This is a genomic window from Lysinibacillus xylanilyticus, assembly GCF_001183605.1.
In the GTDB taxonomy this organism is placed as follows: Bacteria; Bacillota; Bacilli; order Bacillales_A; family Planococcaceae; genus Lysinibacillus; species Lysinibacillus xylanilyticus.
In genome coordinates this window covers 18,588-44,317 of record NZ_LFXJ01000008.1, presented here as the reverse complement: position 1 = coordinate 44,317, position 25,730 = coordinate 18,588, and the positions used below count along the sequence as shown (strand labels likewise).

23 protein-coding genes, 1 pseudogene and 1 riboswitch are annotated in these 25,730 nt (G+C 38.2%); of the genes and pseudogenes, 11 read left to right on the top strand and 13 right to left on the bottom strand.

The features are described from left to right. Positions 1 to 82: 82 nt before the first annotated feature. The 4 genes from dhaK to ACZ11_RS15425 all read right to left on the bottom strand — a co-directional run bounded on the left by dhaK (position 83) and on the right by ACZ11_RS15425 (position 5,710). Positions 83 to 1,834: a dihydroxyacetone kinase subunit DhaK gene (dhaK, locus tag ACZ11_RS25305; RefSeq protein WP_082172820.1), complete on the bottom strand. Its 1,752-nt coding sequence runs from the start codon at positions 1,832 to 1,834 to the stop codon at positions 83 to 85. Between the two features lie 380 nt (positions 1,835 to 2,214). Beyond that, entirely contained in the window at positions 2,215 to 3,945 is a 1,731-nt protein-coding gene (locus tag ACZ11_RS15435; protein WP_049667425.1) for a SulP family inorganic anion transporter, read from the bottom strand. Positions 3,946 to 4,009: 64 nt separating this feature from the next. Next, positions 4,010 to 4,357 (bottom strand): ArsR/SmtB family transcription factor, encoded by a 348-nt coding sequence (locus tag ACZ11_RS15430; protein WP_049667424.1) that lies wholly within the window; start codon positions 4,355 to 4,357, stop codon positions 4,010 to 4,012. 174 nt (positions 4,358 to 4,531) lie between these two features. Then, complete coding sequence (locus tag ACZ11_RS15425; RefSeq protein ID WP_049667423.1) at positions 4,532 to 5,710, bottom strand: MDR family MFS transporter; 1,179 nt, start codon at positions 5,708 to 5,710, stop codon at positions 4,532 to 4,534. 271 nt (positions 5,711 to 5,981) lie between these two features. Between ACZ11_RS15425 and ACZ11_RS15420 the strand changes: the two genes are divergently transcribed. Together ACZ11_RS15420 and ACZ11_RS15415 are read left to right on the top strand one after the other, a co-directional pair. Continuing rightward, entirely contained in the window at positions 5,982 to 6,938 is a 957-nt protein-coding gene (locus ACZ11_RS15420) for a TIGR01212 family radical SAM protein (protein WP_049667422.1), read from the top strand. Continuing rightward, a complete protein-coding gene (locus ACZ11_RS15415; protein ID WP_049667421.1) occupies positions 6,935 to 7,513 on the top strand; it encodes a tRNA (mnm(5)s(2)U34)-methyltransferase in 579 nt (192 codons plus the stop codon). The genes ACZ11_RS15420 and ACZ11_RS15415 overlap by 4 nt, the downstream gene beginning before the upstream one ends. 72 nt (positions 7,514 to 7,585) lie before the next feature. Here the strand turns inward: ACZ11_RS15415 and ACZ11_RS26345 are convergent, their stop codons facing one another. Beyond that, on the bottom strand, positions 7,586 to 7,741 hold the full coding sequence (locus ACZ11_RS26345) for a hypothetical protein (protein WP_161804466.1): 156 nt from the start codon (positions 7,739 to 7,741) through the stop codon (positions 7,586 to 7,588). Positions 7,742 to 7,988: 247 nt separating this feature from the next. Between ACZ11_RS26345 and ACZ11_RS15405 the strand changes: the two are divergent. After that, a pseudogene (locus tag ACZ11_RS15405) lies at positions 7,989 to 9,133 on the top strand (IS3 family transposase). Between the two features lie 66 nt (positions 9,134 to 9,199). Here the strand turns inward: ACZ11_RS15405 and ACZ11_RS15400 are convergent. Together ACZ11_RS15400 and ACZ11_RS15395 are read right to left on the bottom strand one after the other, a co-directional pair. After that, the gene (locus tag ACZ11_RS15400) at positions 9,200 to 10,702 is read right to left on the bottom strand and encodes an alanine/glycine:cation symporter family protein (protein ID WP_049667419.1); all 1,503 of its coding nucleotides are present in this window, start codon (positions 10,700 to 10,702) and stop codon (positions 9,200 to 9,202) included. Between the two features lie 126 nt (positions 10,703 to 10,828). Then, a complete protein-coding gene (locus ACZ11_RS15395; protein ID WP_049667418.1) occupies positions 10,829 to 11,635 on the bottom strand; it encodes an alpha/beta hydrolase in 807 nt (268 codons plus the stop codon). Between the two features lie 136 nt (positions 11,636 to 11,771). Here ACZ11_RS15395 and ACZ11_RS15390 point away from each other — a divergent pair, with 136 nt between their 5' ends. Beyond that, on the top strand, positions 11,772 to 12,290 hold the full coding sequence (locus ACZ11_RS15390; RefSeq protein ID WP_049667417.1) for a gamma carbonic anhydrase: 519 nt from the start codon (positions 11,772 to 11,774) through the stop codon (positions 12,288 to 12,290). Positions 12,291 to 12,467: 177 nt separating this feature from the next. Here the strand turns inward: ACZ11_RS15390 and metK are convergent, their stop codons facing one another. Next, complete coding sequence (gene metK, locus ACZ11_RS15385) at positions 12,468 to 13,664, bottom strand: methionine adenosyltransferase (RefSeq protein ID WP_049667416.1); 1,197 nt, start codon at positions 13,662 to 13,664, stop codon at positions 12,468 to 12,470. A gap of 476 nt (positions 13,665 to 14,140) precedes the next feature. After that, positions 14,141 to 14,259: riboswitch (SAM riboswitch) on the bottom strand. An 825-nt stretch (positions 14,260 to 15,084) separates the two neighbouring features. Here metK and pckA point away from each other — a divergent pair. The 3 genes from pckA to ACZ11_RS15375 all read left to right on the top strand — a co-directional run bounded on the left by pckA (position 15,085) and on the right by ACZ11_RS15375 (position 18,434). Beyond that, positions 15,085 to 16,671, top strand: a complete 1,587-nt coding sequence (gene pckA, locus ACZ11_RS15380; RefSeq protein ID WP_049667415.1) for a phosphoenolpyruvate carboxykinase (ATP) — start codon at positions 15,085 to 15,087, stop codon at positions 16,669 to 16,671. Positions 16,672 to 17,173: 502 nt separating this feature from the next. After that, positions 17,174 to 17,455 (top strand): hypothetical protein, encoded by a 282-nt coding sequence (locus tag ACZ11_RS25885; protein ID WP_161804465.1) that lies wholly within the window; start codon positions 17,174 to 17,176, stop codon positions 17,453 to 17,455. A gap of 22 nt (positions 17,456 to 17,477) precedes the next feature. Continuing rightward, complete coding sequence (locus tag ACZ11_RS15375) at positions 17,478 to 18,434, top strand: alpha/beta hydrolase (protein ID WP_049667414.1); 957 nt, start codon at positions 17,478 to 17,480, stop codon at positions 18,432 to 18,434. A 123-nt stretch (positions 18,435 to 18,557) separates the two neighbouring features. On the opposite strand, the gene ACZ11_RS15370 is transcribed toward ACZ11_RS15375, so the two are convergent. From ACZ11_RS15370 to ACZ11_RS15360, 3 genes are all read right to left on the bottom strand, one after another. Further along, positions 18,558 to 19,334 (bottom strand): alpha/beta hydrolase family protein, encoded by a 777-nt coding sequence (locus tag ACZ11_RS15370; protein ID WP_134008221.1) that lies wholly within the window; start codon positions 19,332 to 19,334, stop codon positions 18,558 to 18,560. Next, the gene (locus tag ACZ11_RS15365; protein WP_049667412.1) at positions 19,318 to 19,782 is read right to left on the bottom strand and encodes an NUDIX domain-containing protein; all 465 of its coding nucleotides are present in this window, start codon (positions 19,780 to 19,782) and stop codon (positions 19,318 to 19,320) included. Before ACZ11_RS15365 ends, ACZ11_RS15370 begins: the two co-directional genes overlap by 17 nt. Positions 19,783 to 20,145: 363 nt before the next feature. Continuing rightward, entirely contained in the window at positions 20,146 to 20,463 is a 318-nt protein-coding gene (locus tag ACZ11_RS15360) for a hypothetical protein (RefSeq protein WP_049667411.1), read from the bottom strand. Between the two features lie 138 nt (positions 20,464 to 20,601). Here ACZ11_RS15360 and ytzI point away from each other — a divergent pair, with 138 nt between their 5' ends. The 4 genes from ytzI to ACZ11_RS15355 all read left to right on the top strand — a co-directional run bounded on the left by ytzI (position 20,602) and on the right by ACZ11_RS15355 (position 22,308). Continuing rightward, complete coding sequence (gene ytzI, locus ACZ11_RS25880) at positions 20,602 to 20,748, top strand: YtzI protein (RefSeq protein WP_100544130.1); 147 nt, start codon at positions 20,602 to 20,604, stop codon at positions 20,746 to 20,748. Between the two features lie 70 nt (positions 20,749 to 20,818). Then, on the top strand, positions 20,819 to 20,980 hold the full coding sequence (locus ACZ11_RS26665) for a hypothetical protein (protein WP_169776087.1): 162 nt from the start codon (positions 20,819 to 20,821) through the stop codon (positions 20,978 to 20,980). Next, a complete protein-coding gene (gene yidD / locus ACZ11_RS25300; RefSeq protein WP_082172819.1) occupies positions 20,977 to 21,210 on the top strand; it encodes a membrane protein insertion efficiency factor YidD in 234 nt (77 codons plus the stop codon). Before ACZ11_RS26665 ends, yidD begins: the two co-directional genes overlap by 4 nt. A 108-nt stretch (positions 21,211 to 21,318) precedes the next feature. Beyond that, on the top strand, positions 21,319 to 22,308 hold the full coding sequence (locus tag ACZ11_RS15355) for a metal ABC transporter solute-binding protein, Zn/Mn family (protein ID WP_049667410.1): 990 nt from the start codon (positions 21,319 to 21,321) through the stop codon (positions 22,306 to 22,308). Here the strand turns inward: ACZ11_RS15355 and ACZ11_RS15350 are convergent. Both ACZ11_RS15350 and ACZ11_RS15345 read right to left on the bottom strand, forming a co-directional pair. Further along, on the bottom strand, positions 22,256 to 23,476 hold the full coding sequence (locus tag ACZ11_RS15350; RefSeq protein WP_049667409.1) for a transglutaminase domain-containing protein: 1,221 nt from the start codon (positions 23,474 to 23,476) through the stop codon (positions 22,256 to 22,258). The genes ACZ11_RS15355 and ACZ11_RS15350 overlap by 53 nt on opposite strands. Before the next feature lie 786 nt (positions 23,477 to 24,262). Next, positions 24,263 to 25,687 carry an o-succinylbenzoate--CoA ligase gene (locus ACZ11_RS15345; protein WP_049667408.1) on the bottom strand — a complete coding sequence of 475 codons (1,425 nt, stop codon included), beginning with the start codon at positions 25,685 to 25,687 and terminating at the stop codon, positions 24,263 to 24,265. Positions 25,688 to 25,730: the final 43 nt, after the last annotated feature.

Below are 25,730 nucleotides of genomic sequence, written 5' to 3'. Positions count from 1 at the left end.
AAATCTGTCTTTTAGTTTTAACAACAACAATCTTTGAGAAAACGGCATTTCCTTTTATTCGTCTACACAATTTGAACTACAATTATTTTAAACTACGAGAAAGCTCGGTAAAAATAACCCCTAGCGCATAAGCTCCAGCATCCGGATATCCTAGGCTTCTTTCACCAACTGCACCAGCACGACCCATTCGAGCAACGATGTCTTTTGTATATTCCGCTCCTTTAACAGCAGCCTCTGCCCCGTTTTCAAAAGCTGTTTTAATATCCGTACCAGCTGCAGCGCTTTCTAACCAAGCATTTACACAAGGTACAAGCGCATCTACAAGCGTTTTATCGCCTACCTCTGCCCCTCTTCCGAAAGAGCGCTCACCGACAGACTGAATACCTTTAAGCGTAGCTTGTAACATTTCAGCAAACTCTCCGACTGTTAATTCCATTTTTTCTTCTACAGCTTTACTTGCCGCTAGGAAAGCCCCTCCCCAAATTGGACCAGAAGCTCCTCCGCAATGTTCCATAATTATCATAGAACACGCATCAAGGAAAGTTCCAATATTTAAATGTTCTTGATTTAGAATCGAGCTCCATCCTCGTTTCAATTGCTTAAATCCTTTAGCGACGCTCATTCCAAAATCGCCATCACCTGCATGGGTATCCAGTTCACAGAAAGGCACTTCGTTCTTAATAATAATTTCGCTCATTTTATCTACAAGATAAATCATATTATTTAATGTGATTACCTCATTTTTGATGATAGCGTGTTCTTCCTCTGTTTCAGTCTCAAAGAAAACTTGCTTCTCTTCTTCGTGATCATTAATATCTACGTATTCTACACTCTCAGCTGGTCCATCTACCTTAAATGCAGGTGTATTACATTCTTTCGATAGTAATGTTTTCAGCTCATCATCTAGTTTCATTACTGTTAGAGAAATCCCGGCCATATCAATACTTGTCATGTAATTGCCTACAAACGTTCTATTGATTCGAATATTTCTTTTACTCAACTCTCTAGTAACTGCATTGTTAAACAGATAAAGTTCTTGCAGAGGTGTACCGCCAAATCCATTTATTAAGACTGCAATTTCAGCATCTTCATCTAGTCCTAAATCTTTCATAAGGTCATTTGTCATGCGGAAGGCTAATTCATCTGCAGTCATCATTTTTTCACGTTTTCTTCCTGGCTCTCCATGAATACCGACGCCATATTCCATCTCATCTTCACCCAATTTGAAAGTCGGTGATCCACTAGCCGGAACCGTACAAGAAGTTAGTGCTAGACCAATTGTTCGAACATTTGCCGCTGCTTTTTCCGTCACAGCTTTGACCTGCATCAAATCCATACCTTCTTCTGCCGCGGCACCAGCGATTTTATGTACTAACACAACTCCCGCAACGCCGCGTCGTCCTACTGTATAAAGACTATCTTCTACTGCGATATCATCATCTACGCGGACATACTCTACTTGAATGCCATCCTCAGAAGCTAATTGAGCACCATTTTTAAAGTTCATAATATCTCCGCTATAATTTTTAATAATGAGCAGTGTACCTTTTTTGCTAGCTGTTGCTTTAATTGCTTGATATACCTGTATTTGTGAAGGAGAAGCAAATACATCACCGCAGACCGCAGCATCCAGCATTCCTTTTCCGACTAACCCCGCATGTGCCGGTTCATGTCCACTACCGCCACCGCTAATTAAAGTTACCTTATTTTCATTCATTTCTTTTTTCTTAATTACTTTATACGTTTTTAACAACTCTAGTTCCGGATGAGCCATAACCATCCCATTGCACATTTCCATAACGAGTGTTTCAGGTTGATTCATAATTTTCTTCATTTTTATTCCTCCCCTGTAAGCTTGGTTACATTCTTCGCAGCCTATTCGTATCCATACTTCTATAATTATTCATAGGAAATTCCTGCTATGATATGATTTTTATTATTCGAAAGCATTTTCTTATTAATTATAGCGAAGTGAAAGCGTTTTACTGCAGAAGGACAAAGTGAACGATTTGTCTAAAGACATTCAGCTCACATTAATGAATAAAGTTGCGGGGATGATTATAACGACCTCTCAGGCAGTTCATCTCCCACCTAAATTCTTTGCCTTCGCTAAATTTCGAGGTGGGAGACTTGTACCTGCGTTTCGCTTTCGGTACAGATAAATTACTGCCCCTTAGTCTTCACCAATCGGGCAGTTAGGGGCAGTTAATTTATCTATTGCCCCTTGATGCGGGATAAATCCTGACATTCACGGAAAGCAAAGTGCTTACATCCAATACATTTATTTGTATCTAAATAGCTTAGAGCTTTATTTATTGCTTCTCCTGTATGGGGATAGAAATTATCCTCACCAATCTCAGCATACAAGCCATTGTTTTGTAACGCTAGTTTCAATTCATCTTGCACACCTGTAACTAAAATAGTGCCACCCTGGGCTTTAAAACTCTTGATGACATTACCAAAATAGGCCTCGCCTGTTGTATCTAAAAAGGGCACTTTACTCATGCGTAATATTAAAACTTTTTGCTGATGCTGAATGGAACTTACAATTGCCTCCTCAAAAGTTTGAGCTGCGCCAAAGAAAAGTGGACCCTCAATTGTATAAATACTAATTTGTGGACAATCACGCTTCTGATGAACAGCATGTGATTGTACCTTCCCCTTCCCACTCTCTTTCGAATGATCCGGTAAAACTTTTGTTACTACAAGCTTTTCGCTCATACGCTTCGCAAATAATACGACTGCCAACACAAGCCCCACCTCTACAGCTAATGTTAAGCTTGTAAAAACAGTAAGAAGAAACGTAATGATTAAAACGAGAGAATCTCCTGTTTTTAATTTAACGATATGCGTAAAATGCTTTTGCTCACTCATATTCCAAGCTACAACCATTAAAACTGGAGCCATACTTGCTAAAGGAATATGTGAAGCAAAGGGCGCTAATAATAATAAAGTGACTAATACAAATACACCGTGAATAATACCTGATATTGGTGAAACTGCACCTGTTTTAATATTTGTCGCAGTACGAGCAATTGCCCCCGTTGCAGGGATCCCCCCAAAGAAAGGAGTGACGATATTAGCAATTCCTTGACCAACAAGTTCTCGATTGCTATTATGCTTTGTATTTGTCATGCCATCTGCTACGACAGCAGATAGAAGTGATTCAATTCCACCTAGCATGGCGATCACAAAGGCTGGTCCAATAAGTAGCTGAATTCGCTCTAATGTGATATCTGGAATTGCAAAATTCGGTAATGTATTTGGAATTTGACCATAGGCAGTTGCGATTGTGGCAACTTGTCCAGAAAAAAAGAACGTTGCAATTAATGTAGAAACAACAATGCCTGCTAACGCCCCTGGAACTTTGGGTAAAACTTTAGGTGTTATTAAAATAATGATGAGACTAATGATTGCCGTTAAAACACTATAAAAGTTTGCTGTACCAATATGGATAACAATTTCTTTTACATTGTCAATAAAGTACTCATGTCTTTTAATATTAGTCAAACCTAAAAAATTAGCGATTTGGCCTGTAAAAATAATAACTGCAATTCCTGCTGTAAAACCTATTGTCACGGGACGCGGGATAAATTTTATTAATGAGCCAAGTTTAAAGATCCCCATTAAGCACAAAATAATCCCGGCCATTAATCCAGCGATTAGTAAGTTTTCATAGCCATACGAAATGACTACCCCAAGCAGAATTGGCACAAACGCACCTGTAGGTCCCCCGATTTGATACTTCGAGCCACCCAAAAGAGAAATAAGTATCCCAGCAATAAAAGCTGTATATATTCCATATTCAGGCTTAACACCTGACGCAATAGCAAAGGACATTGCCAGCGGTATTGCCACAATCCCAACAATAATCCCTGAAATTAAATCTTTCTTCAAATGATGAACAGAATATCCTTCATATCGTCCTGTAAACAGTGACTTCATCTATAAATCTTCCCTTCAAAATAATAGCAAGGTAAATGTTTCATAAGAACTCAGTCTACAAAATTTACATATCCTCTTCATTATTTTCGTTAATAGTCATTTCTTCTAATCTTGAAATTGTATTTATCAAATGATTGTTGAAAATATCCTTCGCAACACCAAGTAATTCTCCAATCATCGGATCGCTTAAAGAATAGTAAACTTTTTTCCCCTCTTTCGTCCCATGCACAATATTTTTGCCTCGTAATACACTTAATTGCTGAGAAACAGCTGAGCCCTCTTTTTCTAAGCAGCTTTGAATTTCATTGACATTTTTTTTACCATCTACTAGTAATTCTAGAATTCTGATTCGTAATGGATGTGCTAACGCTTTAAAAAAATCTGCCTTAAATTGCTGCAAGCTCTCTTCCACATAAATCCCTCCACGGAACTTCATTTTCATATATTCAAATATTTGAATATGTATGATTGATTGTACGCTACAATATGTTAACTTTCAATATCAAACATAAAAAAAACGAGCAAAAAACGTGTTTCCCACACAGTTTTTGCTCGTTTCTGAAAAATCTTTGTTAAATTTAACCTATTATTCTGTCACTATTTTATTCTTTCGCAAAGGATAATCATAGATAAGGCATGGAATAATCGCAAACAATACAATAATTACTAGGATTAATACGAGTACAACCATGCCAAACTGATCGACCATAATACCACCAAATAGAGGGCCAATCATACGACCAGTTGTCGCCGCACTATTAATAATCCCCTGATAAAAGCCCTGACGTCCTTTTGGTGCAAGCTGATTGGCGATGGTAGGTAAAGCAGGTGTATAAAACATTTCACCAAAAGTTAGCACAACCATTGCTGCCCCAAACATTTTAAAATCACTTGCAAATGCAATGATTCCAAAGGATATTGCAATAAGGGTAACGCCAAATACTAATTGACGCTTTAATTTATTTTCCCAACGTTTCACTAGCGGCGCAATTAGCGGTTGCCCTAAAACAATCAGTAGACCATTAATAGTCCAAAGTAAGCTGTACTGTTTCAATCCTAATCCTAGATCTTGCGTATAGGAAGAAATAGTCGCACTCCATTGTGAATAAGCTAGCCAGCATAGTACAGAGGAAGAACTTATAATTAATAATGCATAAAACGGCGCTTTATTTATTATTCGCTTACTTTCACCCACGACATTCTTCGGTGCAATGCTCCCCGCTTCGAATCGTTTAAAAGTAAAAAACGCTATAAAAAAGAACAAAATATACATAGCTAAGTTGACCTTAAAGACGTATTCAAATTTGTAATCAGCAACAACGCCAGCAAGTGCAGGACCAATTGCTACTCCTAAATTTTGAGCTAAATAAATTGCGTTAAAGGCCTTTCGTCCACCCTCTGGCCATGCAGTTCCAGCTAATGCAAACATTCCTGGGAAAACAATGCCTCCACTAAAGCCAAGAATCGTTAAAATCCACACATAATGTGGCCAACCGTGCCAAATCGTTAAAGCAATTAATGAGACAATCGTCAAAAGAATGCCCAACATTGTTGATTTATAGCCACCTACTCTATCAAATAAATAACCACCTAAGAGGTTTCCTAATACGCCAGCAGCAGAATTCAACATCAACACGAAGCCAGCCATCGCAAGTGACTTCCCTAAATAATCGTGCATATAAATGGCGTTTAAAGGCCATAAAAAGGAGTTGCCTGTCGTATTCACAAGCATTCCGATAATTAAAAACCAAACACTTTTTGGCATAGAATGTCCTCCATTATTTCGCTACTCTAAATAGTTAGTTTATGTTGAAAAATACAAAAGCACAAGAAAAATAATTTTACTCTTTTTACATAGGCTTAAGAATATTTTTTGTGGAGTTTTTTTCGGTCCTCCTTATGATTTACTCCGGTCGATGTCCTTTTTGCTTAGCTTTCCGCGTCATTCGCTCAGGTCATTCACATAATATTAAATTCTTCCCCCATGACGGAAGCACTAGCACGTGATAAAATATACCGTTAGAGGAGTGAAACAAATGACAGAAACAAACTTTCCTTTTCCTTCAGATGGGAAAAGATATTATACATGGAATCGCTATTTACGTGAGCAATTTGGTCATAAAGTTTTTAAGGTAGCACTAGACGCGGGCTTTGACTGCCCAAATCGTGATGGTACCGTCGCCTTTGGAGGTTGTACGTTTTGTAGTGCAGCAGGTTCTGGTGATTTTGCAGGCAATAAAGTTGACCCTATCGAGGTACAATTTGCTGAAATTCGTGACAAAATGCATCAAAAATGGAAAGACGGCAAATACATGGCCTACTTCCAAGCATATACAAATACACATGCACCACTACCAGTATTAAAAGAAAAATTTGAAGCAGCGTTGTCCCAAGAGGGTGTTGTTGGATTATCCATCGCAACGCGTCCAGATTGTCTGCCAGATGATGTAGTTGAATATTTAGCTGAATTAAACGAGCGCACTTATTTGTGGATTGAGCTTGGGCTTCAAACTGTGCATGAAAAAACAGCGAATCTTATCAACCGTGCCCACGACTATGCAACATATGTGGAAGGTGTTGAAAAGCTACGAAAACATGGTATTCGTGTATGCTCGCACATTATTAACGGCCTACCTCTTGAAGACTCTAACATGATGATGGAAACTGCTCGTGAAGTCGCAAAGCTTGATGTACAAGGCATTAAAATTCATTTACTACACCTTTTAAAAGGTACACCAATGGTTAAGCAATATGAAAAGGGAATGTTAGAATTTTTAGATCAGGACGTTTATACAAAGCTAGTAGCAGATCAGCTTGAAATTCTACCACCAGATATGGTTATTCACCGTATCACAGGTGATGGACCGATTGATTTAATGATTGGGCCTATGTGGAGTGTTAATAAATGGGAAGTATTAAATGGAATTGATGCAGAACTTGAACGCCGCGGAAGCTGGCAAGGGAAATTTTATCAAGCTGAGGTTGCCAAATGAAGCTACAACGCGTTATACAATATGCACAACAGCTGATAAAAGATACAGTTGAAGAGGGCGACACTGTAGTGGATGCCACAGCAGGAAACGGCCACGACACATTATTTTTAGCACAGCTTGTCGGCGATGAAGGTCAAGTATACGCCTTTGATGTTCAAAAGAGCGCTGTTGATGCAACTCTCCATCGCCTTTTAGACAATGGCTTAGAGCATCGTGCACTTGTTTTACATAGAGGGCATGAAGAAGTAGCCAACTATGTACACAAGCCAGTAGCTGCCGCAATTTTCAATCTTGGTTATTTGCCTGGTAGTAATCACGACATCGTTACACAACCAAATACAACAATACAAGCAATTGAAGATTTGCTAAAGCTGCTCAAAATCGGTGGTATTATTGTCCTTGTCATTTATCACGGTCATCCGGGTGGCAAAGAAGAGCGAGACGCTGTGATAGAATATGTCAGTCAACTTCCCCAAAAAAATGTACATGTATTAAAATATGAATTTCTAAATCAACAAAATGATCCACCCTTTGTGATTGCTTTAGAAAAAATGAAAGATTATCCTTTAATCTAATCCATATACGCCCGAAATAAGATAAGTATTTCGGGCCTTTTTTTGAGGGTTATCATCATAACGTGGGGTTGTTTACGTTCCGACTGGGCGCTTTGTTGTTGCTGTCGCTACGCTTTCGCACAGATAAAACATTCGCTGACGCTTCGCTTTCGCGCAGAGCAAAAGGGTTTCATTCTGTGCGAAAGCGTAGTGCAACGTAGCGACAGCAACAGCACCGAAGTTGGTCACGAAGGAGTTATCACAGGACGTGATGGTTTTAGCCTTTGTTCATCTATCGCTAATCCCCAAGGAGTCACCCAGTCGTAACGAAGATCAACTTGCTCTGAACCACCCCGATTTTATTTTATAAAAAATAAAAAGCTATCTAATAGAATGTTAAAATCCGCACTGACCTAAAAAAATGAGACAAATAAAAACACCTTTCGTTGAAAAACGGGTATTGTACCTTATCAAATCAACGTGGAGGTGTTTTTCTATGAGGACAAGAATTAGTTATCCAGTAGAAGTTAAAATGAAAGCAATTGAAATGAGATTAGCAGGGATCCCTGTAAAACAAGTACTAGAGGAGCTAAATATTCGTAACCATTCTCAGTTAAAAACATGGATGAAATGGTACAGGAATGGTGAATTACATCGTCTTGAACAACCTGTAGGAAAACAATATACCTTTGGCAAAGGACCTGAATATGAAAGTGAAACCGCTAAATTACAATCATAGATTCGTTATTTAAAGCAACAAATTGAAGTTTTAAAAAAGTACGCAGAGTTGGAGAGGATGTGGTCCCAAAAGTTGTAGTTTCGCTTGTAGAGGAGTTAAAAGAAATTATGCCGATTGGTGAAATCTGCCGTCATTTAGGTGTAGCCCGTTCATCGTATTATCGCTGGAAGGCCAATAGAAACAAATTAACTCAAAAGGATCTTCGAGACCAACAAATTGGTGACTTGTGCAAGCTACACATATTCAGATACGGCTATCGAAAAATCACAGAATTACTTAAGGGTATTAGTGAGAAAACAGTGCAAAGTGTGATGCAAAAATATGACTGGCAATGTCGTGTGAAGGTAAAGAAACGTAAACGTACAGGACAACCAGCTCATATTGTTCCTAACTTATTAGCACGTGATTTTACGGCAACAAAACCGTTAGAAAAGCTTGTAACAGATATTACTTACTTGCCTTTTGGACAATCCATAATGTACCTTTCAAGTATCTTAGACCTATTTAATGGCGAAATTATTGCGTATACAATTGGGTTTACACAAGATACTGACCTTGTCTTAGATACGCTGAATCATTTATCAGATTTACCAGAGGGCTGTATTCTGCATAGCGATCAAGGTTCTGTTTACACATCTTACGCATATCAGAAGGCAGTCAAAGAAAAAGGAATTACCATGAGCATGTCTCGTAAAGGCACGCCCGCTGATAATTCCCCAATTGAAACGTTTCACTCCTCGCTAAAGTCTGAAACGTTCTACCTCGATGATATTTATCGCACAACAAATGCGTGTGTAATAAATATTGTCGAAGAATACATTTACTATTATAACAATATTCGGATTAAAACGAAATTAAACAACCAGTCGCCGGTTCAATACCGTCAACTGGCTGTAAAATAAGGTGTTTTCTTACTGTCTCAAAAATGACACTCAGTGCCATCTATTAGATAGCTTTTTCTTTATAGTCTATTTATTTTTTCGTTTTTCATTATAATCTACCCAGAAATCTGCACCTTTAATTCCTAGTTTACGAGGATCAAAAACAGGATCTTTTCCTTCTTTTTTCTGTTTCTCATAATCCTTTAATGCGACTATAGCAGGCTTCATAATAATTAAAATCGCTAAAACGTTAATCCAAACCATTAAGCCAAGTCCAACATCCCCCAAAGCCCACGCAAGATCAGATGTGCGGATTGTACCGTAAAACGCAGAAATTAAAATTGCAAATTTAGCCAGCCATATGACGACTTTTTCTGTAGCTCCTGAGAATAAATAAGCTACATTTGTTTCAGCAATGTAGTAGTATGCCATAATTGTCGTAAAAGCAAAGAAGAATAAGGCAATCGCTACGAATGGTCCACCAAAACCTGGTAGTGAAGAATCAACTGCATATTGTGTGAAGGCTGCACCTTCTTTAATACTTTTCGCAAATGTTATTTGTTCTTCTCCCGTTAATCCGCCTTTATTGAAATCACCAACATAAACATATGAACCATCTGCAGCTTTTTCATCGTGTACATTATACATACCCGTAAATAAAATCATAAATGCTGTAGCTGAACAGATTAATAGAGTATCAATATACACAGAAGCGGCTTGAACGATACCTTGTTTAGCAGGGTGTGATACTTCTGCAGCCGCTGCCGGATGCGCACCTGTCCCTTGACCCGCCTCATTTGAATAAATACCGCGTTTAACCCCCCAAGCAATAGCGGAGCCAATAATACCACCAAAGATCTCATGTGCACCAAATGCGCTAGAAAAAATTAATGAAAATACAGCTGGTACTTCTTTAATATTCATTGCAATTATAATGATGGCCATCAGAATATATGCTAATGCCATAAACGGTACGATGATCTGTGCAGCATTGGCAATCCATTTAACCCCACCGATAATAATAGTACCTAATAATACAACAATAATAAGTCCTGTAATCCAAGTCTTAACATCGAAAGCGTTTTCAACAGCTGTCGCAATTGCATTCGATTGAACACCCGGCATCAATATTAACATGGCGGCTAATGCGGCAACAGCAAATATAACTGCAAACCACTTTTGCCCCATTCCTTTTTCTATGTAATAAGCCGGCCCGCCACGATATTCTGTATCTTTCTCTTCTTTATAAATTTGAGCCAACGTCGACTCAACGTAAGCAGTTGCCGCACCGATAAAGGCGATCGCCCACATCCAAAAAACAGCACCAGGTCCCCCCATCCCGATTGCTGTAGCAGTACCGGCAATATTGCCTGTACCTACTCGACCAGATAATGCGATAGACATCGCTTGGAAAGATGAAATCCCCTTATCCGATTTTTCGCCTTTAAACATTAAAACAAACATATCTTTAATGTGTCTTACTTGTAGGAACCGTGTAATAATTGAAAAAAAGAGTCCAATTAACAAAATGCCATAAATAAACCATGGTCCCCATAAAATCTCATTAATTTTCCCAACGATTGTTTCCATTTTACCCCTCCAATGTGATAAATATTACTTTAAGACATTATAGTATTACACTTTTCTGAAAATTTCAACATTATATTCAAGTAACAAAAAGTTAGTAATTTTCTAGTTAATTGGAGAGGTAATTCACTATTCAATTATATAGCCAATTCTTCGAAGAGCATTATTGATAAAATCACGTATATAAACAAAAATCTCGTCACGCTCTACTTCATGAAATAGATTATGATAACAGTTTGCCCATTCTTTGAATTGAAACTCTGTAAATTCCATCTGATGAAGCCAATTACGCGTTTGTTTAGTTTCAGTAATTTTATCTTTTTCAGCTGTCATAACTAACATCGGCATATTAGGAAACTCAGCCTTAGGCAATAACACTAAAGTACGCATCATTTGCTGTAGCTCTCGATACCATTTCACTGAAACGACAGACGAAAAAGGAACCTCATCCTTCATCTCATCTCTACCTTCTACACTGCGCGTTAACGATTCTAATGTAATTTCATGGGTCAACTTCACATTTGCAGTCAAGGCACTTAAACTAGTTAAAGCATTCGATAGTTTACCTGGCAATAGCTTTAACTGAAGCCAAGGTGAAGTTATTATAATCCCTGCACATTCATATTTTCGTTTTTGCATGGTATGTAGTAATAGTGTCGCACCAAGCCCATGTCCTATTAAAAATACAGGTAAATTATACGAAAAAGCATTCTCCATTAAATGCCTTGTATATTTGTTGTATTCTTTAAAATCTTCATCGTGAACACGTGAAAACCCTACATTTACTCCATGATTAGGTAAATCCCCCATGACTATGTGGAAGCCTTCCAATCTAAGTTTTTCTATAAGCCATGCATACCAACGGTGATTTTCATATGCACCATGAAGAATAGCAACCACAGCCTTTGCTTGTCCATCAGCTTCCCATTTCCACATTTCTCATAGTCCTCCTAAAAAAATAATTACACAATGATTATATCGGAATATCTAGATCATTTTAATTTTATATTTCCATCAAGTTGCGTATTTGATACGATAATATTACATCATAGAAAGAAAAGAGGCGATTCTAATGATCTATCCATTTAAAGGTAAGACACCCAATATCGATCCATCTGTTTTTATTGCCGATTATGCAACCGTTACTGGTGACGTTACAATAGGTGCTGAAACGACGATTTGGTTTAACACAGTTATTCGAGGGGATGTATCACCAACAATTATAGGAAAAAGAGTTAGTATTCAAGACCTCTGTTGCTTACATCAAAGCCCCAAGTATCCACTTATTATTGAAGATGAAGTAACAGTAGGACATCAGGTAACTTTACATAGCTGTACGATTCGAAAAAAAGCCTTAATAGGTATGGGCTCTATAGTATTAGACGGGGCGGAGATTGGAGAGGGTGCATTCATTGGAGCGGGTAGTCTTGTACCTCCAGGCAAAGTCATTCCTCCAAATAGCTTAGCATTAGGTCGTCCTGCAAAGGTTGTAAGAGAATTAAATGATGAAGATAAAGAAGACATGGAACGCATCATACGTGAATATGTAGAAAAAGGTCAATACTATAAATCTCTTCAATCAAAAAATTAATAGCTATTTCAACTAAATCAAAGCAGCTCCACGTTTGCTTGGGCAACCGAGCCATCCACGATTAGGGTTAGGAGCTTATTTTTTCGTTAAAAACAGCGAAAGGGGCTATTAAAGCCCCTTTCTTTAATAGTATTTTAAAATATTTTCCTAGCTACTTCATCACTTTAGCTGAATAGTTTATAAACCTGCTTTTTCTTTTAATGATTCAGCTTTGTCTGTTTGTTCCCAAGGTACATTTAAATCAGTACGACCGAAGTGACCATATGCTGCAGTTTGCTTATAAATAGGACGACGCAGATTAAGCATTTTAATAATCCCCGCTGGGCGTAGATCAAATAGCTCGCGTACCCATTTTACAATTTCACTTTCTGCAACTTTTCCTGTCCCAAATGTATCAACAGCAATAGATACAGGTTGAGCAACACCAATCGCATAAGCTAGTTGTACTTCAGCTCGATCCGCTAAACCAGCTGCTACGATATTTTTTGCCACATAGCGTGCTGCATATGCCGCCGAACGGTCTACTTTAGTTGCGTCCTTACCTGAGAAAGCACCTCCACCATGACGTGCATAGCCACCGTATGTATCAACGATGATTTTACGTCCAGTTAGACCAGCATCCCCTTTAGGACCACCAATTACGAATCGGCCAGTTGGGTTGATGAAATATTTAGTATCTACATCTAGTAATTCACTTGGAACAACTGGAGTAATAACGAATTTTTTTAAGTCTGCTTGAATTTGCTCAAGTGTAGCTTCTTCATCATGCTGTGTTGAAATTACAATCGTATCAACGCGTACTGGTACATTGTTTTCATCATATTCAACCGTTACTTGTGTTTTTCCATCTGGACGTAAATATGCTAGTTCACCAGATTTGCGTACTTCCGTTAAACGACGAGCTAATTTATGCGCTAAACTAATTGGTAACGGCATAAGCTCTGGCGTTTCGTTACATGCATAACCGAACATTAAACCTTGGTCACCTGCGCCAATTGCTTCAATGTCAGCATCTGTCATAGAGCCTTCACGTGCCTCTAATGCTTGGTCAACACCTTGAGCAATATCAGGTGATTGCTCGCCAATAGCAACAAGTACTGCTAGGTTTTCAGCATCAAAGCCGTATTTCCCACGTGTATAACCGATTTCTGCTACAGTATCACGAACGATACCTTTAATATCTACATAAGTAGAAGTAGTAATTTCTCCTGCTACTAATGCTAAGCCTGTTGTTACTGTTGTTTCACACGCTACACGCGCGTTTGGATCTTCTGCTAAAATTGCATCTAAAATGGCATCCGAGATTTGGTCACAAATTTTGTCTGGATGTCCTTCTGTTACACTCTCTGATGTAAACAGTCGACGGTTTGTCATTTGATTTTCCTCCTATTACTTATACAAATAATATTTGTGAATTAATACGGTACTCATTACCCATGTCAAGTTCGCCCCTAAGGATTGAACTCCCAAGCCGTTGTTGCTGTCGCTACGTTTGCACTACGCTTTCGCACAATGAAACAACTGTTGCTGTCGCTACGTTTGCACTACGCTTTCGCACAATGAAACAACTGTTGCTGTCGTTACGTTTGCACTACACTTTCGCACAATAAAATAACTGTTGCTGTCGTTACGTTTGCACTACACTTTCGCACAATAAAATAACTGTTGCTGTCGTTTCACTTACGCGCAAATAAACAGCTGCTGCTTTTAACACGAGGATTTTGAAAGATCCGTCATTATAATAAGGAAAGGACTAAATACTTACCTTTAATTCGTTTTTAACAATAAAAAAATCCTTTTCTCACGTTTACTTAACATGAGGAAAGGAATAATGACTTCATAACCTTTCACTCTTATCGTTCAAGGGGTTTTCCCTTGCATCAGGTTGGCACCAGCGCATGTCGTGAAATAGTTCATGCAGGTTGCCGGGTTTCACAGGGCCTGACCCTCCACCAGCTCGGGATAAGAGTATCCGTTCAATATCTCATAATACGTAAAAGGTCGAACATTGTCAAATATTTTTAACTTCTTTTAGCGAGTGTCAAAACACCAGTACCTGTCGCTACGCTTTCGGTACAAAAGACATCCGCTGAAAAAGAGGAACTCAGTCTAAGAACACCACGTCCTGTGGCAATTTATGCGAAAGCGAAGCAACAACAACGGCTGAGAAACCAACATAGTGCCGCTGACGCTGCGTTAGCACTACGCTTTCGCGCAAAAAACATTTGTTGACTTGAAGCCGATTCCGGACGCAATTATGCGGAGGCTTAATTGATTGTATTCGTATAAATAAAGTATGGGAAATAAATCGAGAAACTAATTTGTATTATGCTGTAAATTAAAACAAAATAATCCCTACTCTCCACCTCACATCATGTGTTAACATATGTGTAACCCTTTACAGACATTTTGTAGTGAAAGGAAAGCGTCAGCTACAGAACATGTGGGTGGATGAATATGATTGTAGCCCCTTTTCAGTCGAAGACAAGCTCCAACTAATAACGAAACAAGCTAAAACTTCACATCCTGTGCGAACCTCATGTTAGCTAAAAGCTTCCAAAGACAATTTTGCTGTGTCGAAAGTGAATGTGTGAACACTTATTAAATAGGGTAAGAAGCATTATCAAAACGACTAAATTTACTTTTTGTCGTTTTCTTGAAAAGTAATAAAATCTGAAAAATAATTTCTGAATTAGTATAGATTATTTAAGCAATTGTGTTATACTATTTTTGAAATTAAGAAAATCTCCCTCAGACTCAAGGGAATACTATAAAAAAGGATGGTATTTAATCGATGAATTCAGTAGAAATTGCAACCGAACTGAAGGAATTATTAAACGGCGGTAACATTAATGTTCAACTTTCAGTACCACAATTAGCTGAAAAAGCTACATCTCGTGGTGAAGCTATGTTAACAGTAGATGGCGCAGTTCGTGCAGAAACTGGCAAATACACTGGTCGTTCACCTAAAGATAAATATACGGTAGAAGAAGAGAGTACAAAGGATAAAATTGACTGGGGGAAAGTTAACCGACCAATTTCTTCTGAAGTGTTCGATAACTTATATGTAAAAGTAGTAAAATATTTAAAAGAACGTGACGAATTATTCGTATTCAAAGGCTTTGCTGGTGCTGACAAAGATTCACAATTAAGCATCCAAGTAATCAATGAATATGCTTGGCACAATCTTTTCGCTCATCAATTATTTATCCGTCCAACTAAAGAAGAATTAGCTTCTCATGTTGCTGACTTCACAGTTATCTCAGCTCCTAACTTTAAAGCAGACCCTGCAATTGATGGCACTGCTTCTGAAACATTCATCATTGTATCACTTGAAAAGAAAATTATCCTAATCGGTGGTACTGAATACGCTGGTGAAATCAAAAAATCTATTTTCGGTATTATGAACTACTTATTACCACAACAAGGCATCCTTTCAATGCACTGCTCAGCAAACGTTGGTGAAGCTGGTGATGTTGCATTATTCTTCGGTTTATCTGGAACTGGTAAAACTACTTTATCAGCTGATCCTGACCGTAAGCTTATCGGTGACGATGAACATGGTTGGTCTGATAACGGTGTATTCAACATTGAGGGCGGTTGCTATGCAAAAACAATTAACCTTTCTGCTGAAAAAGAACCAGAAATCTACAATGCAATCCGCTTCGGTTCTGTACTAGAAAACGTAGCTGTTGATCCAGAAACTCGAGTTTGTGACTATGATGATGGTTCATTAACAGAAAATACACGTGTAGCTTATCCAATTCAATACATTGAAAATATTGTTGATCCATCTGTTGCAGGTCACCCAAAAACAATCATCTTCTTAACAGCTGATGCGTTTGGTGTATTACCTCCAATCAGTAAATTAACAAAAGAGCAAGCAATGTACCACTTCTTAAGCGGTTTCACATCTAAACTTGCTGGTACAGAACGTGGTGTAACAGAGCCAGAACCAGTATTCTCAACTTGCTTCGGTTCTCCATTCCTTCCACTTCCAGCAACAGTTTATGCTGAAATGTTGGGTCAAAAAATTGACGAGCACGGTGCACAAGTATTCTTAGTGAACACTGGTTGGACTGGTGGCGAATATGGTACTGGTAGCCGTATGAAGCTTTCTTACACTCGCGCAATGGTACGTGCTGCAATTGATGGCAAATTAACTAATGTTGAAACAATTCAAGATTCAGTATTCGGATTAAACATCCCAACTTCTATTGAAGGTGTACCAACAGAAGTGCTTAATCCTCGTGATGCATGGGCAGACAAAGCTGCTTATGATAAAAAAGCTGCTGAACTTGCTGGTTTATTCAACGACAACTTCAAGAAGTTCTCAGATGTTTCTGAAGCTATCACTAAACTTGGCGGTCCATTAAAATAATTTACTATGCAAAGGGAACGATTTCAGTCGTTCCCTTTTTTGTATTAAAAAACAAAATATTCAAGCAAATCTTTGTGAATGTTTTAGAGCTTTAATTGAGGATACTTTCCATTCCATGCTCCAATTTAGAGTAATAAAACAATTGTGCGAAAGTGGAGCGACACTAGCAACAAAGCGGCGGAAGCGGCACGATGCTCGCACAGAAAAGAGAGTAGTAATTTGCCAGAAAATACATGCTAAATGAAGTGGTTGATTGGAGTGGAGACTGAGCGACTCCTTGGGGGTCAGATCACAGCGTCACAGATGAGACCCTGGAGCGAGCTCATAGGGGAACGAAGGCTAAAAGCATCACGTCCTGTGATAACGCCTTCGTGACCAACATCCTGCTGCTGCCGCTACGTTAACACTTCGCTTTCGCGCAAAAAAACACCTGTTGGCCCAAGCGGCTCATCGGACGCCCCAGGAAGCTCTGCTCTGCGCGAAAGCGAAGCGTCAGCGGCAAATGTTTTCTGTAGCGAAAGCAAAGCGACAGCTACAAATGTTTTATCTGTGCGAAAGCGAAGCGTCAACAACAAATGTTTTATCTGTGCGAAAGCGTAGCAACAGCAACAACAAAGCGCTCAGTCGGAACGGAAATCAACCCCCTCGTTTTGCCGAAAGAGCCAATGACATAATAGTATTTCAACAACATGCAAAGGAAACGAATAGAGTCGTTCCTTTTTTAATCCCCCCCATTTTAGAGAATTCTACTTTTCATATTGTTAACTTTGTGTATAATTCATAATAGTAGTTTTAGGGGGAAAAATATGAAAAGAAAGTATAAAGTGATTATTACCATTGTCAGTCTTCTATTAGTATTATTTGTTGTGGCTGGATTTTTTGCAGGGAATTATTTTTATAACTTCGCCTTAAATCCTAGTACTGATAAATCAGATGTGTTTAATGCTCCACACAATTCTATTGCTCTTAGTCCTGAGGATGCTAAAGAAAAAGAAGAGAGTGAGAAGTGGTTTAAAGAGAATTACAAGGACTCTTATATACAGTCTTTCGATGATTTGAAATTACATGCCTATACGCTTAAAAATACAAATGCAACAAATAAATGGGCAATTGTTTTTCATGGATACTCATCTGATGGCTCACAAATGACAAAGTACGCTAAGCATTTTTATGATACAGGCTACAATGTACTCGTGCCTGATGCAAGGGCTCATGGAAAAAGTGAGGGTGCCTATATCGGTATGGGCTGGCATGATCGGCTTGATGTAGTCTCTTGGATTAATAATGTTATCAGTTCTGATAAAAACGCTGAAATTGTTTTGTATGGTGTTTCCATGGGAGGTGCTACAGTGATGATGGCCTCAGGAGAGGATCTACCTAACAATGTTAAGGCTATTATTGAGGATTGTGGTTATTCCTCAGTTTGGAATGAATTCTCCTATCAATTGCAAGCAATCTTTAATTTACCCGAATTTCCTATTATGCACTTTTCTTCAATTGTTACGAAGTTAAGAGCTGACTTTACGCTTGGTGAAGCTGATAGCGTCAAGCAAGTAGCAAAATCGAAAACACCGATGCTATTCATTCATGGAAGTAATGATACATTCGTTCCATCTGATATGCTAAATGAAGTATATGAGGCCGCCAATGTACCGAAAGAGAAATTTATAGTTGAAGGTGCTGGACATGGTGGTGCAGAAAGCGTTGCCGGAGACGCTTATTGGAAAACTATTAATAACTTTTTAGAAAAATATATAAAGTAAATAGCCTTTTTTTACCGTTCAGGTGTCTGCCATAAAGCACCTGAACGTTTTTTTGTCTACCTGATCTGTGTCTTTTACTTTTTACGTACTTCAAACAATACACTTCTCTCAAAACATAATGTTTTATTGAAGTTTCATCCACTCGCAAAGTGCATGTACTGTTGCTCTATTTTTGGCCGGTGGATACTGATGAGCATAGCGAAGATCATACCATGTTTCATATCTTTTATTAGCATCCTTCAAATAAAATTCTAACTGTCTTGCATGTTCAATATCTACATTTTCATCACGGTAGCCATGAATAATAAGTACTGGAGCTGTAATGTGCTCTACCTCAAAAAGTGGTGTTCGAGCATCATAAGCCTCTGGTACACGATTAGGTGTCCCACCAATAACACGCTTCATCATCCTGCGCATATCTGTTCGCTCCCAATATGTAGCTGTTGCATCAGATACCCCTGCCCATGTCACAACAGATGTAATATCTCTACGTAAGATTGCAGTCCAAAGAGCCATAATACCACCACGTGAAAAACCAAAGACATGTATATTATCATTGCAAAACTGTTTTAGTACGTCTACTGCGTATACAGCGTCATACCGATCAGCTCCTGCAAACTCATCTCGACCTTCTCCACCTCGATTGCCACGGTAATATGGGGCAAAAACGATAAAGCCTTGAGCTGCAAACTGTGCGACACGCGAAGGTCTAACCATGCCAATACTTTGCATACCTCCCCGCAAATATAAAAAGCCATCATATGTACCTTCTGCTTTAGGCTCTGCTAGTAATCCCTTCACACGTAGACCATGTGACATATAAGTAATTTCCGTTAAACGAATAGCTGGATTAGGCGAAGGATAAGGACGTTTTCCAACGATCTTACCATTGGTCATAATGTTTCAACTCCTCCAGCATTTTCTGCATACCTTCATCCTTCATATGAAAGCTTAAATTTGGATGATGAGCAAATTCTTCATCGGTTAGCCAAGTCATTCCTGAAGTTTCTAAATCAAAATCAATGTCTTCCTGCCCCGCAAACTGTGCGGTAAAGACCGTTTTACAAAATAAAATGTCATCATGAACGGCGTATTCTGCAAACCATCTAAGTTTTTTCACATGAACACCAGTCTCCTCGAATACTTCCCTAATTGCTGCCTGCTCCAATGTTTCCCCAGGTTCTTGCTTTCCTCCTGGAACCTCTACACCACGTCGTTTATGAATTGTACATAACCACTTATTTTCATGTTTTAATAAAACGAGTACATGCTTAGGCTCAATGTCCAATTCGCCTCTTTTAAAACTTAAATCCACTTGTAAACCATTTAAATCTGTAAATGCAAACATGCTCTTTAACTCCTTTTTCTATATTTCATACACTGAGTCGAATCAATTACTAAAAAATAATAGCATTCTACAGCGTTACGATGATGATCTTTTACTTCACTATAGAGTAATCATGTATCTATAATCAACAGTTAAATCACTAATATTAACTTCCATTAAACGGTGCGATAGGCGTCTTTTTTCAAGAAGTAATACCTCATCTAATACTATGTTTATTCGATTGCAAACAACAACAGTTCCACAAATTGGAGTTTACTCACTACTAACTACTAGTGCCCACTATGACAATGGTTAATCCCTCAAGAGAAATTAGCTTACATCAATATAAAAAAGAGTCACTGATGTTTTTCAGTGACCCTACCTTTAGACACGTTTATTGAAATATGGAAGCTGTTCAACAAACGCCTTCGTATCCGCATCCCCATACTCATGGACGAGTGCATAGATTTTTTTTAATCGCAAATCAATTTCATCATTTTCTCTATCAAGATGATACTGTATATATGGCAATTGCGCACGCCATGCATTCGAAATTTCTAACATCTGCATTTGCTGAAAAATCTTTTCAAATACATCTAAAGCTTGGCGATCTATGTTGAGTTCAAAGTTCCACTGTCCTGCATATGGATTTGTATAATACGTTCTATTGGCAAGTGAAAAGTATACACGCTGACGATCCATCTCTACAAAACACTCCTTTTACCATAGTATGGTGGTAAAAGGACTGTTTTATTCGCTGGAATGTCAAACTTCCTTCACAACTAAGTAAGATTATCTAATTTATAATAGGAAGTATGAATAAGGAACGGAGTGAATGCCATGAGTTTAATCACACTCTTAGTTGTAGCAGCAATCATCGTTATATTAGTAACAGTCGCGACTATTATTAGTGTCAATCGCGCGTATGCTTTTAAACATACAGTTGATGATAAACCACAGCAAAACTTTCATCAAGATGATGACTAGTTCAATTTGTACATTTTTTTAAGATATTCTTTTATAATATTATTAACTAATAGAATTTGGAGTGAACGCAATGGGAGTACCATTACCAATAATCATTATGATCGCAATGATGATGCTTATGTTTGGCGTTTCTGTCATTGTCTTGTTGAAGAAAAAAAGCAATTTCTTTACACAAACTATCGATGCTAAGCCTAAGCAATTCAACGCTAAACAAAAGGACAAACAACTATGAAATATCCCTTTATATGGCTCATTAAGTTTTACAGAAAATTTATATCACCCATGACGCCGCCATCCTGTCGCTTCCATCCTACATGCTCCTCTTATGGACTTGAAGCTTTTCAAAAACACGGTGCCATTAAAGGATTCTATTTAACAATTAAACGTATATCAAAATGCCATCCATTCCATCCAGGTGGCTTTGATCCAGTACCTGAAAAATGGCCTTCGAAAAAGAATTAATGTTCGAAGGTCATTTTTTCTTGTACTTTTTTCAGATGTGCGTTATTATAGAAACTGTTCAAAAAAACAAATCGTAATGATTACTATTTTAAAGAGGTATACTATAAGATGAAAAAATTATTTTTGTTATTTTTAGTTGCAGTTCTTGCCCTATTCACTGCTGCCTGTGGGAATAAATCGGCTACTTCCAAACAGTCAGAGACAAAGGATAAATTAACAATTTATACAACTGTCTATCCATTAAGTTATTTTGCACAACGAATTGGTGGCGATTTTGTAGAGGTTTCTTCTATTTACCCTGCTGGCGCCAATGAACACACATTTGAACCAACACAAAAAGATATGATGAAATTAGCAGATGCCGATATATTTTTCTATATAGGCCTAGGACTAGAAGGCTTTGTTGAGAATGCCAAAAAGACACTAGCTAATGAAGATGTAACAATGGTAGCAACTGCAGATAAGGTTTCAGATGAAAAATTAGCTGTCAGCACAGGTCACTCACATGATGATGAAGAGGAAGCACATCATGATCATGAAGACGGACATGAAGATCATGATCACGGTAATGTAGATCCGCATGTTTGGCTATCTCCAACTATCAGTCAAGACTTAGCACTTTCCATTAAAAATACTCTAGTTGAAAAAATGCCAAAGCAAGAAGCTACGTTTACAGCTAACTACGAGGCATTGGTAAAAGAACTACAAGGTTTAGACAATGAATTTAAAGCTATGGCTGATAAAGCGCAAGAGAAAACGTTCTTCGTATCACATGCAGCATTTGGCTATATCGCAGGACAATACGGCTTAGATCAAGTAGCAATAGCCGGTTTAAACTCACAAAATGAGCCTTCTCAAAAAGAACTTACGGCGATTGTTGATAAAGCAAATGGATTGCATATTCACTACATTTTATTCGAGCAAAATGTCTCTTCTAAACTAGCCAAGGTTATCCAAAAAGAGGTTAACGCAAAGCCTCTTATCTTGCACAATTTAAGCGTTTTAACAGCAGATGATGTAAAGAATAATGAAACATACTTCACCCTTATGAAGAGAAATATTCAAACTTTAAATACTGCATTAAATGCTCACAAATAAATAATAAAGGAGGTGCCCCGAACATCGTATGGGGCACCTCCTTTATTATGACGTACTTTTCTTGTGGCATTCGTTTTTCCGCTCTATAAATACTAACTAGCCCTTTTTTCTTATGCGTAGCATTTCGTGTTATCTTTCGATTATCTTTTACTTGGGCTACATTACTTTCTAAAATGATTGGTTCCCATTTATTTAGAGGAACCTGAACAGAATTATCGCTTTTATTACCTTTTAAAAGCAGTCTAGGCTGTTCAATTAATTGTTTTACTATTTGTTTATTTTTACTAAAAATGGACAGCCCTTTATCAAAGGCAAATTGACCATCCAGTATTGGTTTTGTAATAACTTCAACCTTATTTGTTTTTTGTAAATCAACATAGGCTTCGCTTGTAGCAGCTGGGAAACTCGTATAGTCCCAAGAGTGATCCTGAGCTAATTGACGATCAGACACTAAAAAATAATTATAACGGACCTCACCCTTACGATCAGGCAATGGATCATCCCATGTAACATCGATATGATACCAAGCATTATTAAGCTTCACTAAGACCCAGGCGTGTAGTTGTTCCCCTACTTTTCCTGGTACATATTGTACCTCAAAACCTAGCTTCTCTAGCATTCGATAAAGCACTAAAGCATATGCCTGACAAACTCCCTTATTTTCCGTAAGCAATGTGTAGGGAGAATATTGACTTCCTTCGGTTTCCTTTGAATATTCAGCAGATAGAACGATAAAATCATGTGCAGCTTGTAATTTCTGCAATTCACTTAATCCATGCATAGGTGCAATAATATTCGTCAAAGTCTGTTCTACAAATGCCTCCTCTTCCTCCGAAATATGATAGGTAAAATCAAACCTAATGACAATATTATTGGCATAGCCATTATATTTCCATTTAAAACTAGAAATATTGGCGTAAATATATGGATCCTGAATAGCATGTTTAATAAGCTCAGATAGTTCATCTTGTATTTCCGATGTATTACCAGTATAACGAATGTCAAATTCAGTAGATAATTCCATTACTTGTTTTTGAATTAGATGTTGTAGTGTTTCTATTGAATTGGCCGTTGCAATATTCTTTTGTTCATAATTTGCGAATACTTGCACATGACTCATTTGTAGAACAAATAATATAATGACAACATTATATATATATTTTCTCATATGAGTCTTTCTCCTTTACTAACTAGTTTATGCCTGTCATTTCTTATTATGTTAATGAATGATTAATTTAATCCCAAAAGTTAACTAAAAATGACTTATCAATTATCCATCGGCATAATTCGTCCAGAATCGGCAGGAGGCCAACATGATGTTGGTCACTCAGTCGTTGCCACAGAACGTGGCGTTCTTAGACTGAGTTCCTCTATTTCAGCGGATATTTGGACACCCGCTGAAAGAATTTAAAACGAATAAAAGAAGCCTTCATATAATGAAGGCTTCTTTCATAGTGGTGAAAAAATGGTCAAAGAAATCTTTTTGAATGTTGGGGTGCTTTAAACGAGGAGGATTTTCCGTTCCAGGCGCGATGCTTTCTTCACTTTTGTTGCCCCTACCGCTTCATTAGCACTTCGCTTTTGTGCAGATAAATAATGTTGCTGTCGATTCGTTTTTGAACAAATATTAATTACTGAAGATACGTTTTTTACGAGTTATATGCCATAAGATACATGCCAAGTGAAAGGTTGATTGGAGTGGAGACTGGGCGACTCCTTGGGGATCAGCGAATAGAGGAACGAAGGCTAAAATCATCACGTCCTGTGATAACGCCTTCGTGACCAACCTCGTGTTGGCCCGAGACCCTGCAGCGAAGCGAAGCGGCTCATCGGACGCCCCCAGGAAAGCGCCCAGTCGGAACGGAAATCAACCACTCGTTTTGCCGAAGAGCCATACTTTGCAATTAAAAACACGAAAAGAAGCCATCATATCAATGAAGGCTTCTTTTTGTTATTAGTTCATTAATTTTCTACGAAGTAGCTTGTTGGCTCCGTTTCGAGGGAGCTCGTCCGTAACAACAATTTCTTTTGGTATTTTATATTTAGCAAGCTTCTTTTGACAAAATGCTTGTATTTGCTCTACCTGTACTTCTTCTTTTAATACAACAAAGGCGATTGGTACCTGTCCCCACGCTTCATCATCAATGCCGCAGACTCCAGCTTCTTTAACAGCAGGATGTGTAAGTAGCACATTTTCGATTTCAGCAGGATAAATATTTTCGCCACCTGAAATAATTAAATCCGCCCGACGATCAATGACAAATAAATAACCTTCTTCATCTATATAACCAATATCCCCAGTATGAAGCCAGCCATCAATCGTTGCATTTTTTTGGGCAAAACGACCAATGTACCCCGGTGTAACATGTGGGCCTCGTATGCAAATTTCTCCTTCACCATTGTCATTCGGCTCAGCAATGCGAATTTGATTAAAAAACAATGGTTTACCTGCAGATCCAATTTTCCGCATCGCATCTTCATTTGCTAAAGTTGCAGTTTGTGACGAAGTTTCAGTCATACCATACGTTTGAGCCACAGCTAAATTTAATGCTTGCGCTCTCTTTAAATAATCTACTGGCACAGGTCCACCACCCGCTAGCATCATTTTAAATTTTGATGAAGCTTGCGCGTTTTTCTGTTCAAGTGTATGTAGAATCCTTTCCAATGTGACAGCGACTACCGACATATGTGTAACCTCACCATCCCTTATATTTTTGGAAATGGCTTCTGCATCGAACTGATCATATAAATGCACTTTATTGCCGTACAACAATGAACGTACTAAAATAGAAAAGCCACTAATATGAAAAAGTGGTACAGCACATATCCAAATATCCTCCGCATGCAAACCTATATTTAAAACAGAGGCCGTTGCACTTGCCTGGTGATTTCCAACAGTTTGACAAACGCCCTTTGGAAAACCAGTCGTACCAGATGTATACATAATCGATGTTGTTTGGTTTAAAGACCACTCTTTCGTAATATCAATAGCCGCTTCTGTACTTTTTTCTATAGTAGAAAATGAATAATAAGATGTATATGATGGTAATTTTTCTATATCCTCATCTGCAATTAATACTGCCAAAGCACCTGAATCCTCTAGCTGATAGGCAATTTCATCCTGTGTTAGCCTACGATTTAGCATGACCATTTCACATTGTAAATGCATACATGCGTACATCATGATGACAAGGGAAGGCTTACTCGGCCCCATTATTGCAATACGGTCCCCTTGCTTAATATCTAGTGCTGTAAGTTGACGAGCACGTTTTAACGATAAATCATTTAATTCTTGAAATGTCCAAGTCTGACCATTATATGTTAAACCGTTTCGTAAAGGTGTTAAATATGCTCGCTGTAATATCCAATTTAGATACATCTCGTTATTCCTCCAATCAGCCTTAATCGTACCGCTTTTTCAC

What these genes read in the sequence shown, in the direction of transcription:
- dhaK (WP_082172820.1), bottom strand. Translation starts at nt 1,834, where the DNA reads ATGAAGAAAATTATGAATCAACCTGAAACACTCGTTATGGAAATGTGC.
- ACZ11_RS15435 (WP_049667425.1), bottom strand. Translation starts at nt 3,945, where the DNA reads ATGAAGTCACTGTTTACAGGACGATATGAAGGATATTCTGTTCATCAT.
- ACZ11_RS15425 (WP_049667423.1), bottom strand. Translation starts at nt 5,710, where the DNA reads ATGCCAAAAAGTGTTTGGTTTTTAATTATCGGAATGCTTGTGAATACG.
- ACZ11_RS15420 (WP_049667422.1), top strand. Translation starts at nt 5,982, where the DNA reads ATGACAGAAACAAACTTTCCTTTTCCTTCAGATGGGAAAAGATATTAT.
- ACZ11_RS15415 (WP_049667421.1), top strand. Translation starts at nt 6,935, where the DNA reads ATGAAGCTACAACGCGTTATACAATATGCACAACAGCTGATAAAAGAT.
- ACZ11_RS15400 (WP_049667419.1), bottom strand. Translation starts at nt 10,702, where the DNA reads ATGGAAACAATCGTTGGGAAAATTAATGAGATTTTATGGGGACCATGG.
- ACZ11_RS15395 (WP_049667418.1), bottom strand. Translation starts at nt 11,635, where the DNA reads ATGTGGAAATGGGAAGCTGATGGACAAGCAAAGGCTGTGGTTGCTATT.
- ACZ11_RS15390 (WP_049667417.1), top strand. Translation starts at nt 11,772, where the DNA reads ATGATCTATCCATTTAAAGGTAAGACACCCAATATCGATCCATCTGTT.
- metK (WP_049667416.1), bottom strand. Translation starts at nt 13,664, where the DNA reads ATGACAAACCGTCGACTGTTTACATCAGAGAGTGTAACAGAAGGACAT.
- pckA (WP_049667415.1), top strand. Translation starts at nt 15,085, where the DNA reads ATGAATTCAGTAGAAATTGCAACCGAACTGAAGGAATTATTAAACGGC.
- ACZ11_RS25885 (WP_161804465.1), top strand. Translation starts at nt 17,174, where the DNA reads ATGTTTTCTGTAGCGAAAGCAAAGCGACAGCTACAAATGTTTTATCTG.
- ACZ11_RS15375 (WP_049667414.1), top strand. Translation starts at nt 17,478, where the DNA reads ATGAAAAGAAAGTATAAAGTGATTATTACCATTGTCAGTCTTCTATTA.
- ACZ11_RS15365 (WP_049667412.1), bottom strand. Translation starts at nt 19,782, where the DNA reads ATGTTTGCATTTACAGATTTAAATGGTTTACAAGTGGATTTAAGTTTT.
- ACZ11_RS15360 (WP_049667411.1), bottom strand. Translation starts at nt 20,463, where the DNA reads ATGGATCGTCAGCGTGTATACTTTTCACTTGCCAATAGAACGTATTAT.
- ytzI (WP_100544130.1), top strand. Translation starts at nt 20,602, where the DNA reads ATGAGTTTAATCACACTCTTAGTTGTAGCAGCAATCATCGTTATATTA.
- ACZ11_RS26665 (WP_169776087.1), top strand. Translation starts at nt 20,819, where the DNA reads ATGGGAGTACCATTACCAATAATCATTATGATCGCAATGATGATGCTT.
- yidD (WP_082172819.1), top strand. Translation starts at nt 20,977, where the DNA reads ATGAAATATCCCTTTATATGGCTCATTAAGTTTTACAGAAAATTTATA.
- ACZ11_RS15355 (WP_049667410.1), top strand. Translation starts at nt 21,319, where the DNA reads ATGAAAAAATTATTTTTGTTATTTTTAGTTGCAGTTCTTGCCCTATTC.
- ACZ11_RS15350 (WP_049667409.1), bottom strand. Translation starts at nt 23,476, where the DNA reads ATGAGAAAATATATATATAATGTTGTCATTATATTATTTGTTCTACAA.
- ACZ11_RS15345 (WP_049667408.1), bottom strand. Translation starts at nt 25,687, where the DNA reads ATGTATCTAAATTGGATATTACAGCGAGCATATTTAACACCTTTACGA.